The 12,746-nt window shown below is 45.3% G+C and carries 12 protein-coding genes and 1 pseudogene; 6 read left to right on the top strand and 7 right to left on the bottom strand.

Going from position 1 to position 12,746, the window contains the following annotated elements:
• Window positions 1–49 precede the first annotated feature (49 nt).
• Together V4C51_RS00455 and V4C51_RS00450 are read left to right on the top strand one after the other, a co-directional pair.
• On the top strand, window positions 50–376 hold the full coding sequence (locus tag V4C51_RS00455; protein ID WP_330924091.1) for a TA system antitoxin ParD family protein: 327 nt from the start codon (window positions 50–52) through the stop codon (window positions 374–376).
• On the top strand, window positions 369–665 hold the full coding sequence (locus tag V4C51_RS00450; protein WP_330924089.1) for a type II toxin-antitoxin system RelE/ParE family toxin: 297 nt from the start codon (window positions 369–371) through the stop codon (window positions 663–665). The genes V4C51_RS00455 and V4C51_RS00450 overlap by 8 nt, the downstream gene beginning before the upstream one ends.
• A gap of 289 nt (window positions 666–954) precedes the next feature.
• Here the strand turns inward: V4C51_RS00450 and V4C51_RS00445 are convergent, their stop codons facing one another.
• Window positions 955–1,590, bottom strand: a complete 636-nt coding sequence (locus V4C51_RS00445) for a hypothetical protein (protein WP_330924087.1) — start codon at window positions 1,588–1,590, stop codon at window positions 955–957.
• Window positions 1,591–2,014: 424 nt separating this feature from the next.
• Window positions 2,015–3,184: a multidrug effflux MFS transporter gene (locus V4C51_RS00440; RefSeq protein ID WP_330924085.1), complete on the bottom strand. Its 1,170-nt coding sequence runs from the start codon at window positions 3,182–3,184 to the stop codon at window positions 2,015–2,017.
• Between the two features lie 259 nt (window positions 3,185–3,443).
• On the opposite strand from V4C51_RS00440, the gene V4C51_RS00435 reads away from it, so the two are divergent.
• Both V4C51_RS00435 and V4C51_RS00430 read left to right on the top strand, forming a co-directional pair.
• Window positions 3,444–4,885, top strand: a protein-coding gene (locus V4C51_RS00435; RefSeq protein ID WP_420797620.1) for an ISNCY family transposase whose coding sequence is annotated in 2 segments (ribosomal slippage) — window positions 3,444–3,879 and window positions 3,879–4,885 — 1,443 coding nt in all. Because the reading frame shifts where the segments join, the coding sequence is not laid out codon by codon here.
• A gap of 244 nt (window positions 4,886–5,129) precedes the next feature.
• Window positions 5,130–6,152, top strand: coding sequence for a hypothetical protein (locus tag V4C51_RS00430; RefSeq protein WP_330924081.1), 1,023 nt, complete (start codon window positions 5,130–5,132; stop codon window positions 6,150–6,152).
• 195 nt (window positions 6,153–6,347) lie between these two features.
• Here the strand turns inward: V4C51_RS00430 and bioA are convergent, their stop codons facing one another.
• On the bottom strand, window positions 6,348–7,685 hold the full coding sequence (gene bioA / locus V4C51_RS00425; protein ID WP_330924079.1) for an adenosylmethionine--8-amino-7-oxononanoate transaminase: 1,338 nt from the start codon (window positions 7,683–7,685) through the stop codon (window positions 6,348–6,350).
• 180 nt (window positions 7,686–7,865) lie between these two features.
• Here bioA and V4C51_RS00420 point away from each other — a divergent pair, with 180 nt between their 5' ends.
• Complete coding sequence (locus V4C51_RS00420; RefSeq protein ID WP_330924077.1) at window positions 7,866–8,918, top strand: 6-carboxytetrahydropterin synthase; 1,053 nt, start codon at window positions 7,866–7,868, stop codon at window positions 8,916–8,918.
• Between the two features lie 162 nt (window positions 8,919–9,080).
• The gene (locus V4C51_RS00415; protein WP_330924075.1) at window positions 9,081–9,401 is read left to right on the top strand and encodes a muconolactone Delta-isomerase; all 321 of its coding nucleotides are present in this window, start codon (window positions 9,081–9,083) and stop codon (window positions 9,399–9,401) included.
• Window positions 9,402–9,482: 81 nt separating this feature from the next.
• On the opposite strand, the gene V4C51_RS00410 is transcribed toward V4C51_RS00415, so the two are convergent.
• From V4C51_RS00410 to V4C51_RS17800, 4 genes and pseudogenes are all read right to left on the bottom strand, one after another.
• Window positions 9,483–10,229: a hypothetical protein gene (locus V4C51_RS00410; protein ID WP_330924073.1), complete on the bottom strand. Its 747-nt coding sequence runs from the start codon at window positions 10,227–10,229 to the stop codon at window positions 9,483–9,485.
• Window positions 10,230–10,924: 695 nt separating this feature from the next.
• A complete protein-coding gene (locus V4C51_RS00405; RefSeq protein ID WP_330924071.1) occupies window positions 10,925–11,743 on the bottom strand; it encodes a C2H2-type zinc finger protein in 819 nt (272 codons plus the stop codon).
• Window positions 11,744–11,930: 187 nt separating this feature from the next.
• On the bottom strand, window positions 11,931–12,548 hold the full coding sequence (locus V4C51_RS00400) for a C2H2-type zinc finger protein (RefSeq protein ID WP_330924069.1): 618 nt from the start codon (window positions 12,546–12,548) through the stop codon (window positions 11,931–11,933).
• Between the two features lie 24 nt (window positions 12,549–12,572).
• A pseudogene (locus tag V4C51_RS17800) lies at window positions 12,573–12,662 on the bottom strand (hypothetical protein); the annotation flags it as partial.
• Window positions 12,663–12,746 lie beyond the last annotated feature (84 nt).

Genomic DNA, 12,746 nt, shown 5'->3' with positions numbered 1-12,746 from the left:
TTCAACATCTGGTTTACTCAGCATTAGATAAGCATTTCGTCCTGCCTGTATGAAGTTTTATCACGGTTACGGGCCATGTACCACTTCTGCCTTAAATGTTGCTTTTTGCTACAATGTTGATGTATTGGCAACAATTCTTGAGGAGAAAATTATAATGGCAAGTAAATCGCTCAGACTTGACGCAGAGTTAGTCGATGCAGCAATGCTTACCGGCAAAGTTAAAAAGCGTTCTGCTGCCAAGCAGGTGGAATATTGGGCCAGTCTCGGGAGGGCTGCAAAGGAGAACCCTGATTTACCCATAGACTTCATTGAGGAGCTACTTGAAGCAGAAGAAGAGCGAAAACACGGGCTCCTGGCGGAGTACAATTTTGGCTAAAGCTATCAAGATACTCCAGACAGCAAAGTTTCAGCGTGCAGCTAAGAGACTCAATCAGAACCAAAAAGCTGATTTGGATAAGGCTGTCAAAGCCATCGCTGCTGATCCGAGCATTGGAGATAAGAAGAAAGGAGCTATAAGCCATCTGCAAGTGCATAAGTTTAAAATGGTGAGTCAACTCACCCTGCTGGCTTATTACTTTAATGATGGAGAGCTTGTTCTGGAGCTGGTGTCTTTTGGGTCTCATGAAAACTTCTACAAGAAGTTAGAACGGCAGGTCAAACATTGATCCAGTCACAAGCAAGGGGAAGTGCAGCAAATCCCGAACATTGAGACAGGAGCATGGACATGGAAAACCCATACATAGGTAGTTATCTGAGGCATTAAAAACATTAAAAATGGACACCCTACGGCGCAACTATTTGTGGCTCGTACTGTTCAGGGCTGACATAGCTAAAGTACTGTGTTGCCGTTTTTTATTGTGGTAGCCATTGTTCACCTCAAATAGTCGTTTAACTATGAGAGTGGGGTGTCCAGAAGTAGATCCAGAAGTAGAGTAGCGCATCAGATCAATAGTGTTATTCATGAATTTTTGTATAGAATCTCATTCCCCGAAATAGCGCAAAGATTGGCCAACAATCTTCATCCATATACTCAACTTTCTCATAACTGAAATAGGTTGCAGATAGGGAAAATTTATTACCTGAATCATAAAGTTCAGGCTCATAGCTGTAAAGTAAGCTTGGAGATGTAAGCACTGTGAATTGACAATTTAGAAGGCCAGGATATTTCGACCCAAAACAACTCTGTCCTATCAAACAGGCTCGTACACACATATCATACCTTCCTCCCATAAGAACGAGGCTAGTAATCTCATTTTTTATCAAATAAGGGAGTAAAGGCGGATTTGTCCTCTGTTCAAGCACCCCTGAATCGTGCTTTATGCATGAAAAATCGGGTTCCCCGATAGAGCCATAAATATGCTTTGGGCGTGAATAACTTTCTTCATGCACAACAATAATTTTACACCCTATTTTTTTACAAAAAAGAAGTGTTTCTTCCTGGTTTTGTTTTCTTATACCCCAGTTTTTAACAGTTTCAAATCCAGATTTTTTATCCATTTCGTCAATTACGATTGCTGCTGTATTGGCTTTGTGTTCTGGCTTATGAAACTTAACTATATCTTCAAACAGGGAGCCGTTTATAATCGTCATGGTTAGCACCTGGCAGAGAGAAAAAACTTGGAGAATGATCTGAGAAATTAAAATTAGACATCCGTCTATACAATACAATTTTTTTTGATTGGCGTTGCTATGGGCTGAAATAGAATAAAGTGCTGTGTCGCCGTTTTCTATTGTAGTGGTATCCTTCGAGGTATTCAAACACTGTCTGGCGAGTATTTTTCTGTTCATCAGTGGATCATAGTGAATAGCTTCTTACACAGGCATTGACGCTCAGCAATCAGTTTTTCGGCTCATGATTTGTGTTATCTTGTGTTTAGCCCAGCAGTATTGGCTACCTCTGACGCTATGAAAGTAGCCATTGCTCACCTCAAATAGTCGTCTAACTATAAGAGTGGGGTGTTCAGAAGTAGTGCCTCAGATCAATTTAATATGAGCAGCTTTTAAGGAGCAAGTTTTATCTTTTTTTGAAAAAAAACGGGATCAGTGGCAACAAGCCCGCTATGGCCATTAATACGGCCAGATTTATTAGGACAGGGGAGGGGCTGGCCTGTATCAGGATGCTAATCAACGCTGCGCCTAACATCTGAATACACACCAATAATGCAGAGGCCGTCCCAGCAATATGAGAGAAGCCGGCAATAGCTTTGCCTGTAGTGGCACCAAGGAGCCAGGCAAAACCGGCACTGGCTGCCATGACAGGAATAATAAAGCCCGCAACAGTGACACCGTGCAGCCAGTAACCTGTCAGCATTCCCACAGCACCAACAGTCATCAGTAAACAACCTATTAGAGTGCAGCCATTTTCGCCCAGGGCGTGCATGTAGCGTCCTGCTAAAACTGAGCTAACCATAATGCCTAGCGCATTAGCACCAAAGAGCAGGGAGAAAACAGCCTCACTCAGCCCCAATTGACCTATTAGCAGCTGCGGCGCAAACGACACATAGCTAATGATAAATGCCATGGCGCCCAAGCCGAACAGCGTGTTGATCATAAATTCAGAGTTGGTAAGCAATACTTTATAACTGTCTGCTATGGATAACGAAGGATTCTCAGACTTTGGTGGCTGGGTTTCTGGGAGTTTAAACCAGACAACTACAAAAGCGACGACGGCAAAGGTGGCCATAAACAGAAAGCTCGCCTGCCAGGAAAATACTGTCCCTAAAAACCCGCCAATCATCGGCGCCAATGCTGGTGATATGTTCAGTGCGCCGTTGAGGTAACTGTACGCCTGGGCAGACTCACGGGTGCTAAAGATGTCCCTGACCACGGCAAAAGCAACGGTTGTCGTGCAACAGGCACTGGCTCCCTGAAGGACTCGTGCAATAATCAGCATATTAATAGACTGCGCCATGGCGCCCAGTAATGCCGTTGCACCGTACAAGGCAATGCCGACGAGAACTACTCTACGCCGGCCATACTTATCGATCATTGGGCCGGCAATGAGCTGGCACAGTCCCATACTTAAAATAAACAGGCTCAGGGTGTACTGCACATGATCGGCAGTGGTGTTGAAGTAGTCCTCTATCACCGTAAAGGACGGAAGGAAAATATCGATACCCATGGGACCGAAGATGACCAGCATGACCAAAATAGCCATAAGCTGGGGAAAGTGTAGCTGTTGCAATGGCGCTTACCGACATGAAAAAAGACAATGGATATAATTTATCGTCTCATCATATTCTTATAACTGTTTGAAATAAAATAATTTATATTTAGATTCATTAACTTTTTTGCGAAAACTGTTTTTAGAACTTACGCATTGACAGCAGGTTGAAAAAACTGCTAAGTAGTGCCTGTCCGAAAACCCTCAAACACTTGAAAATAGCGGCTTATAGCCTAATTTAAGAAACGAGGATTTTCCACGACAGACGGTTCCCGAATTTATGCGACAGACCATTAATCCACAAATGCACCCTGGCGAGGTTGATATCTCTGCCATTACATTCAATCTCAGGTCAAGGGATGACATTCCCCGCTTGCTCCTGGCATTGCAATATATCTGGACAAATATAGAGTTGAGGAATCAGGTTTTTCACGTGCTTGAGGGGATGATAACTACCGACCAAGGTAACGGGCGTCCCGGAATGGATCTCTGGAGGGTGTTGGTTTTTGGCACCTTGCGGCTGGTCATTAACTGCGACTACGACCGGCTTCTTGAGCTGGCTAACGAGCATGGAACTCTCCGAAAGATGCTAGGCCATGGGCCTTACTGTGAACACCAGTACAAACTGCAAACCCTGCAAGACAACATCTCGTTGTTCACACCGGAAATTCTGGACCAGATCAATCAGATCGTCGTCAATGCTGGCCATGAATTGGTAAAAAAAAAGAAGAGCGGCTATGCGCCCGCGCTGACTCGTTCGTCGTAAAAACCAATGTTCACTTTCCGACGGATATCAACCTGCTCAGGGATGCTATTTGCAAGTTGATAGAGTGGGCAACCACTTTGTCTTCGGAGCAGCATGAAAGCCTGTGGCGGCAGAGCCGCTATTTGCAGGAGCAGCATAAGAAGCGATTTCACAAAGCCCGCAACCTGAAACGATCCACCTCGGCCAACGAGGCGCTTCGGGATGTCCGGCAGAATGATATTGAAGCTGCCCATGCCGACTATGTTGCCTACAGTCAGAAGCTTATTAGCAAGGCAGAAGTCACCTTAAAGCTCCTGAGAGCACGTACGCCAGGGGACTTGCGGCTAAAAGAACTGGAACGTTGGGTAAAAGATTCAGACTACCAGTGTCAGCTGATTGTCCGTCGTGTATTGAATCATGAAAGTATCCCTCATAATGAGAAGGTTTTTTCTTTATTCGAACGTCATACTGAATGGATCAGCAAAGGTAAGGCTGGCACCCCCGTGGAACTTGGCCTCAGAGTCTGCGTATTGCAGGATCAGTTTGGCTTTACCCTGCATCATCTGGTCATGGAAAAACAGACGGACGACCAAATGACTGTACCTATTGCGGAAGGTGCCAAACAGCGATTTCCCCAGGTATCACAAGTCAGTTATGACCGGGGTTTCTGGTCAAAAGAAAATCTTGAAAAACTGGAAGAATTACTCGACCGGACAGTGTTGCCCAAAAAGGGCAAATGGTCAGAACAGGACAGGCTCCGTGAGCGACACCCGGAGTTTATCAGAGCAAAAAGGAAGCACTCCGCTGTAAAATCTGATATTAATGCCCTCGAACGACATGGGCTGGACCGATGCCCGGATACTGGCATTGATGGCTTCCGTCGTTATGTGTCGCTGGCAGTTTTGGGTACGAATCTGTATCGATTGGGTACCTTGCTGCAAAAGCAGGCAGCCCAGACAAGTAAAAAAGCGGCCTGAAAAGAGAAACGGGCTTGTTGGCAACCAGGTTCACCTTTGGGTGAGGTTGCCCTGTGCTCAAAAATCGGAAAGTTGTTCACAAAATGAGCAAAAATTAACCAAAAAGTAGCACCCACAAATGAGTAGGCTGAATTTTAACCAAAAATTTTGGCTGCTGCTCCCTGAATCGGATTATTTGTGGGTTTTCGGGCAGACACTAATTATAAAGAAATGCTATATACAGAGCACGATGTGAGGAACAGTTATGCTATCACCAATGACAACAAAAGCAGCAGTCAGCCTGTTGCTGGTATTGTTGCCCTTGCCATTTTTTTCAGGCTGCGCTTTCTATCCCAACTATCCCAACTATTCCAACACGCCATCACCTCTTAAAGTAGTCGAAGCCAGGGATTGGTTGGGTATTGCGCCAGCGGCTACCTTCAATTTGCGGTATTATGCTATTAAACAGGATAAACGCTATGTAGAAAAGGTGATCCCTTACTTTCATGCAAGGGGGGTAAAAGACAGGTCAACCATAGACCATCTGGTAGCGCTTGACTTGCGAGCCATTGATCAGGCATTGACACTGCTTTTTGCCCGGCCTCACTCTGAGGTGATTAAACGCCTTGTTCAAAATGATATTCCAGGTATGCGGCTGGAAGCGCACCGTATTGATCATGTGGGTAGAGAGCTTTTTGGCCCTATGGATGTGTACTTGCAAATATTGTCTGAACAGTCTGCCAAACTGGGCTTGCGTCATGACAAATATCCACCAGGCAAAGGCGTTACCAAAGAGGGAAACCTGATATTCCCGTCCGTACAAGTGGTTGAAGTTTTCCGTAAGACGGATCCTCAGGTTGTTGGCGTCACCATCGGCAGAATTTTTTTCACTGTTAATGGTGACCCCGCTACAAAAGCGGGTCTTGAGCTGTTTCAGGCATCCGCGCTCAATAACCAGAATCCGCAATCCATTGAGGCAACCCTGCAAAGGCAGGCCAGTTTATTCATGACTGCCAGCGAGATGGCTTTGCTACAAAAAAAGGGGGAAGCCTCTGTACAACGTCTTCCCGAACCTGTTGCTCACCTGGCCATAGCGCTACCGAACTCAAAGCAGGTATATGCTATTCATAACAGGCTGGGAAAGGCGCAATCAAAGACGATGAAACTCTATGGGGCTCAGGTGGCCTATAACCCCGGAGATAACAGCACTAACACCAAGTTCGCCTTGAGAGACAACTACCCGAGAGCCCCGTTCAACCGCATCATTGAGTTGATCAGTTATAAATAGCCATTGATGGGTAGCAGGCGGTTTTGGCGGCCTGTTTTGGCTATTGGTTGAGAAAAAACGATGGTTAGTGCTGTTAAGCGCTAGTACCCATACAGTCGTCATTCCCGCGAAGGCGGGAATCTACCAGAAAATGGACTCCCGTCTTCGCAGGAGTGACCAAAGTGATGGTTGTATGTCTATTAACGCTTGTTTGCACTAGACATTCTGTCTACAAACAACATCGCGAATCCCTGAGCATAATGTATTCAGGTCATCAGGGCTGATAATGTAGGGAGGCATCACATAGACCAGCTTACCAAAGGGGCGTACCCAAATGCCCCGTTTGACAAATTCTGGTTGGATTTGCTGCATATCAACGGCTTTTTTCATCTCCACCACACCAATAGCGCCCAATACCCGTACATCGGCAACTGTTGGCATACTGGCACACGGCATTAACCCTTCTGTCAACATTTGCTCAATCATTTGAACCTGTGAACGCCAGTGCCCTTCCTGAAGAATGTCCAGACTGGCAGTGGCTACAGCGCAGGCCAGTGGGTTAGCCATAAAGGTAGGCCCATGCATGAACGGGCCTTGCTCAGAAATAGTTGTACTAACGTGCTCTGAACAAAGAGTCGCCGCCAGGGTCATGTAGCCCCCTGTTAACGCTTTACCGACACACATAATATCGGGGATGACATTCGCGTGTTCCAGTGCAAATAATTGACCCGTGCGTCCAAACCCTGTGGCAATTTCATCATGAATCAGTAAGACACCATACTGATCACATAATGCCCTCAGTTTGACCAGATAGTCAGGTGAATAAAAGTACATTCCACCAGCGCCCTGAACCACGGGTTCAATAATGACAGCGGCAATGGTTTGGTGGTGATCGGCCAGAAACGTCCGCGCTTCATAAAGATGCTGGTCTTCACAGGACTCACCAAAACGGCAGCCGGGGCGATGGACAAAATGATGCTGAGGAAGAATGCCCGAAAACCAGTGGTGCATCCCATTTTCCGGGTCACACACTGACATTGCGCCGGATGTATCACCGAAATACCCCCCACGCACGGTTAGCATCTTTCGCTTACGGGGTTGCTTCCTCGCCTGCCAGTATTGCATGGCCATTTTAATGGCTACTTCCACAGCAACAGAGCCTGAATCGGCAAAAAACACGGTATTCAATGGCTCAGGTGTCATAGCTACCAGCTGACGCGCCAGGGTAATGCCGGGCTTGTGGGTTAACCCGCCAAACATTACATGGGAGAATTGGTCCACCTGTGTCTTTAGGGCAGCATTCAACCGGGGGTGGTTGTAACCATGAACCGTGCACCACCAGGAAGACATACCGTCAATCAAGGCGCGACCATCACTGAGGGTTAACCGGACTCCTTCACCACCAATAACAGGGTACATGGGAGGACGATTCACCGTAGCAGTATAAGGATGCCATATATGGGTGCTATCAAAATCAAGATCTTGTTGTGTTATTTCTGTGCTCAATAACCGTTCCTCACGCCAGGAGCCTGTCGGACTTATGCTTTCGAGCATAAAATTCAGTAGGGCGAGTCAGAATTTTCTGGATTTTAGGCCGAAATTGTCTTAGGTTCGACAGGTTCCCGGGATATCATGGGCTGTTGGTCATACCCTACACCAAAAAAGCCTTTCTTTCTCTTACCGCAATTATTTAGACCCGTTTATGGCACGCCGAAGTGGTAAGTACATGACCAAATGAAAACATATATTTTCTTTCTGGCAGGCCTTGCAAGGCCTGTAGACCAACTTGAAAAGCAAATGGTCATGTACTTAGCAGGGCTTTTAAGACTGCTTTTTATAATAGAAATCAAAGAAAAAAACAAAGGGCATTTTCAAGGGCGGGAAAGAGGCGTAGAATGCCTCATCCTTTCACTCAGTTTTTTTATGATTATGGCATCACTATTTGTCAACCATCTGACAACGCTGGATTTTAGTTACCTTTGCCCAAAGCGCGGTTTGGTTGGTGAGACCTGGATTGTGGATGTTATCTTAACCGGTGATCTGAATGAAGAGGGGATGGTCTTTGACTTTGGTCATGTCAAAAAGCAGGTAAAGGCCTGGATCGATCATCTGGCTGATCACCGATTGTTAGTGCCATTATCCCATGACAAACTGCACTGCACTGGCGAGAATGGTTATCTCACTGTTCGCCTTACAACAGATGAGGGTGGGCTGATTGAATGCAAAGCGCCTGAACAAGCCATTTTGACTGTTGCTGCTGATGAAATCACACCTGCCAACCTTAAGCCAATTCTGGAAAGCCGTGTTATGGCAGAGCTTCCCGATAATCTGTCAGGTATCCAATTGACTCTGTCCCCTGAGGTTATTGACGGGGCTTATTATCACTACAGCCATGGGCTTAAGAAGCACCAGGGTGATTGCCAGCGCATTGCTCACGGCCATCGCTCAGCAATCAATATTACTGTCAACGGGCAGAGAAACCCGTTACTGGAAAGTGACTGGGCAGCTTTATGGAAAGATATTTACATTGGTAGCGAAGAAGACTTGCTGACCACGGAGACTATCCATGGGCAGGAGCACCTGACGTTTGGATACACGGCTAAACAAGGGGATTTTGAGCTGACGATTCCCAAAAAATGCGCCTGCGTGATCCAAAGTGACACTACTGTTGAGCTTTTAGTGAAGCACATTGCTGAAACACTCGCTGCTCAACATCCCGGGCAAATTGTTCAGGTCATCGCCTATGAAGGCTTTAATAAAGGGGCTATTGCTGAAGCATGCTGTTAAGCTACCCCGGAACCTTCTCTCCACACCTTGTGGCAAAAAGGCCGCAAAAAGCTTGCCGAATGTGGCAGTGGGCTAAACCTGAATTCAGGGGCAATTTTTTACGTGCTTTCCTTTTTTGCAGGGCTATAATGGCGATTCATAACAAAAAAAGGAAGTATAAAAATGTTGTATTTTTTGGATTTTCAAGTTGAGTACCCGACTGAAATGTCACAAAAAGAATTGTTCAGTGTATGGGCAGAGGAAGCAGATACAGCGCTATCTGCAAAAGCAGGAGGAACGGTTGTTGATCTGTGGAAATGTGTAGGCGAGAGAAAGGTACTCTGTGTCGTCGAGGTAGGAAGTCCCGATGATCTCGATAGAATTTTATTTGACCTCCCGATTATGAAAAAGCATGGCCAGCATGTTCAGGTAAAAGTAACAGCTCTGCGTAAGTATGAAGATTTCGCTAATGATGTGAGAGAACGGCTACAAGAAAGCTTTTGAACCTTTATCTCAAACTGCGCCGGGGTGGCGCAGTCACACCGGCTCCCAGGAAACTGTTTTTAAAAAATGTTATAACACATTTTACTTGGGTACCTGGTTAATATTTATTCTCCCTGAACGTACTGTGAAAGTAGTGTATCCATTTTCTTCTAATATATCAGCCCCAGCCTCTTCTGGATCATTCTCTATATCACACAAATAGATGAAATTAGTACGATTAGTTGAGATTTTTTCATGAAGTTTAAAAACAATTCGGTCATGTGAATAATTTCCGTCGTGACTGTCGATAAATCTGGAAATGCTGCTAATCTCGGTAATGTTAGATTCAAGATCGGATGACTTTATTACCAAAACCTGATCTGTATTACCTTTAGATAATATATGAGAGATTACCATGACAGCATTTTCATTATTGATATTTCCGTAAAAAATAAAAGTCGCAAGAAAGCTGCCTTCAGTATTTACGTGTATAACTTTACTTCTATTTTTATTTTTTTTTGAAAGACCGTAATTAAAAAAAAACTGATTAAGTGAGTGGTTGTTACTTGATTGATAAACTTTACAGTGTAAAAAATCATTTATCTCAGTGGATATACTATTTATCTCATCGTGTATCATTTTTACTTGTTTCGGTGCCCAGTCCTTATTTAGCATACTGGAACTGGACATACAATTGGCGATAGCACTCAATGCCTCAGCTTCAACTTGTTGGTTGCTCAATATTGATGGTTCAATTGATGGTTCATAAAAACAAGCATATTCCTCACCTCCTGCAGCGCTGCACTGGTGAGAGAAAAGAAACAGCAAAAAAAGTAACAAGACTGGCATGGTTATTAACAAGGAATAACTACGGACTCTTAACACTTATAACCGCAGATACTCCTTTCCTCCTTAATGGGTTGTGTTGGTTGAAATACTATTTTTTATTCGCACATCATCAAAACTAAAACGTTTGCTCCAGACCAACTCTGGTGGAAGTACCAGGAGCCTGTCGGACTTAAGATAATTTCGGCCTAAAATCCAGAAAGTGCGAGAAAGGCGGACTGGACAGCATTAATCATTTACTGATCGCGAACAGATCATTACGAGCTATGCCACCAGAATGTGCTTCAGCAAAGAGTATAGTTACTGAAAAAAAATCGCATGAATTTTAAAATTGCACATCACGCGTCTGTGATAGTTATTGGTAATAAGCTGAAGAGTCAGTGGCTTGATAAGCATATAGTCACTGAAAAAAATTGCATCAATTGTCAATCATCAATCTGTGATACTTTTGGTAAAATCTGGCGGATCAGTGGATTGAGAAACCGCTGACCTTGCTACCAACGATCAAATGGCAACAAATCATTTAACTGCAATGCGGCATTTTAATACCAATCGCCTTTTCTAAGACGGCTTCTAACGACCGTAAGAACTGGCAAACTGGACAGCGGACAGTAGAAATGACCAGTAACGCCTGCTTGAAAGGAGCCGCAACGCACCGCTGGCATTCAGCTTGTCAGGGCAATAACAGGTTATTGGTGCTACAAAGGAGCATCAGGATCATGCCGCCACTTTGCGAATTGGTAATCGTGATGATCGAGTATTTCGGTGAGACCGAGTAATCCCGGTGGAGGGCTTGTTGGGTGCTCTGTCTCTGAAACAGCGCCTGAGTCTTGTGCAATCGTTGTTGTTGATATGGGATACGGGTGAGCGGCGGATGCGCTTGTGGCTGTGGATGGTCCTGTGGCTGTGGATGATCCTGTGGCTGTGCTAGTGGTACTCGTTTGCGTTACAACGACGTTTCCATGGGTAGACGTTATCTGTGATACAGCAACGACGATCCCCGTTTCTGATGAGCTTGACGTATGAGTGATACAGCTAATCGAGCCAGTACCAGGGAGTTCTTGTCTATTAATGGATACTTGATGCTTCTGGTGGCCGGGGTGGTTATCGGTCAAATGTTGATTGTAGAGGGTCGCAAGCCTGAACTTTGAGGGACAGACAGGGCAATAAAGATAGGCTGTGCCACTGTCATGGTGTTTTTTGTGTCTTCTCAGAGTATTAGCATCTACAAAGGCGCCACCACAGAGGTCACATTTAAAGGGCCGTTCTGTTGAGTGCCTGCTTAACAGGTGAGCCCTGAGCTGATCACCTCGGAGAAAACCCTTCCCACAGTTATCGCATTTAAAGGGCATGTTTCCGGTATGCCTTAGTACGTGCCTGGAGAGATCACGTTGGTGGGAAAATTTTTTCTGGCAGGTATCGCATTTAAAGGGCTTTTCTCCCGTATGGGTTCGCATGTGGTCAATTAATTTACTTTGCGACGAAAGCTGCTTTCCACATTCTTGACAGATATGCATAGAGTCCTCTGTTCTGCTGAGTATAGGGCGTTTCATTTAATCGCAACGCAGCGGTTGACCGCTTTTAACTTGCCAGGGGCCATACTCCTTTGGGGAAAATAGCGTTCAACTGATGAATTTACCCTTAAAGTATAGTACGAGTCTCAGTTCAGACTTAGTATCAGGTCGTTGGGATCACTTGGGAGCATCAGGAGTCCTCTCGCCACTTTGCGAAATCCAGGTCGTGTTCATCGAGTATTTCGTTAAGGCTGAATAATTTGGGTAAGGAACCCGTATTTGTTGGGTGCTCAGTCACTGAAACAGCGCCTGAGTCTTGTACGATCGTTGTTGTTGATATGGGATACGGGTGAGCGTTGGATGTGTCCGTGTCCGTGTCCGTGTCCGTGCCCGTCGTTCTCGTTTCAGTTAAAACCATTTTTCCACGGCGAGAAGTTATCTGTGATACGGCGGTGACTATACCCATTTCTGACTCTGACGTATGAGTGACACAGCTAATCGGGCCAGCATCACTGTCTTCCTGGTTACTAATGGATAATTGGCGCCCCTGGTCAGGGTGGTTATCCTTTAAGTGTTTCCTGTAGTAATTTTCGAGCCTGAATGTTTTCGGACAGGCAGGGCAATAAAAAAGGACTCTGCCACTGGCATGACCTCTTTCGTGTCTTTTGAGAGCAGTAACATTTGGAAAGGCGCCACCACAGAGGTCACATTTAAAGGGCCGTTCTCCTGAGTGTTGGCTTGCCATGTGATTGTTGAGTCGATCACCTCGGACAAAACCCTTGCCACAGTTATCGCATTTAAAGGGCATGTTGTCAGTATGGATTAGTCCGTGCTTGATGAGGTCGGATTTACGGGCAAACCTTTTCTCGCAGACATCGCATTTAAAGCGTTTTTCTCCGCTGTGGACGCTGGAGTAATACAATAAGTGCAACAGGCTAAAACTTGAGATGTGAGACAGCTGTCAGTAGATTTCTAAGTTGTCACACTTTGAAATGGAAGCCTGGAA

Origin of the sequence: Candidatus Sororendozoicomonas aggregata, from assembly GCF_031528575.1 — a bacterium.
Classification (GTDB): Bacteria; Pseudomonadota; Gammaproteobacteria; order Pseudomonadales; family Endozoicomonadaceae; genus Endonucleibacter; species Endonucleibacter aggregata.
The sequence above is the reverse complement of the archived record's forward strand: the minus strand, read 5'-3'. Positions and strand labels throughout refer to the sequence as shown.

Bases quoted from the DNA above. Each gene is read 5' to 3' on its own strand.
- V4C51_RS00455 (WP_330924091.1), top strand. From the start codon at position 50: ATGAAGTTTTATCACGGTTACGGGCCATGTACCACTTCTGCCTTAAAT.
- V4C51_RS00445 (WP_330924087.1), bottom strand. From the start codon at position 1,590: ATGACGATTATAAACGGCTCCCTGTTTGAAGATATAGTTAAGTTTCAT.
- V4C51_RS00430 (WP_330924081.1), top strand. From the start codon at position 5,130: ATGCTATCACCAATGACAACAAAAGCAGCAGTCAGCCTGTTGCTGGTA.
- bioA (WP_330924079.1), bottom strand. From the start codon at position 7,685: ATGCTCGAAAGCATAAGTCCGACAGGCTCCTGGCGTGAGGAACGGTTA.
- V4C51_RS00420 (WP_330924077.1), top strand. From the start codon at position 7,866: ATGAAAACATATATTTTCTTTCTGGCAGGCCTTGCAAGGCCTGTAGAC.
- V4C51_RS00415 (WP_330924075.1), top strand. From the start codon at position 9,081: ATGTTGTATTTTTTGGATTTTCAAGTTGAGTACCCGACTGAAATGTCA.
- V4C51_RS00410 (WP_330924073.1), bottom strand. From the start codon at position 10,229: ATGCCAGTCTTGTTACTTTTTTTGCTGTTTCTTTTCTCTCACCAGTGC.
- V4C51_RS00405 (WP_330924071.1), bottom strand. From the start codon at position 11,743: ATGCATATCTGTCAAGAATGTGGAAAGCAGCTTTCGTCGCAAAGTAAA.
- V4C51_RS00400 (WP_330924069.1), bottom strand. From the start codon at position 12,548: ATGCCCTTTAAATGCGATAACTGTGGCAAGGGTTTTGTCCGAGGTGAT.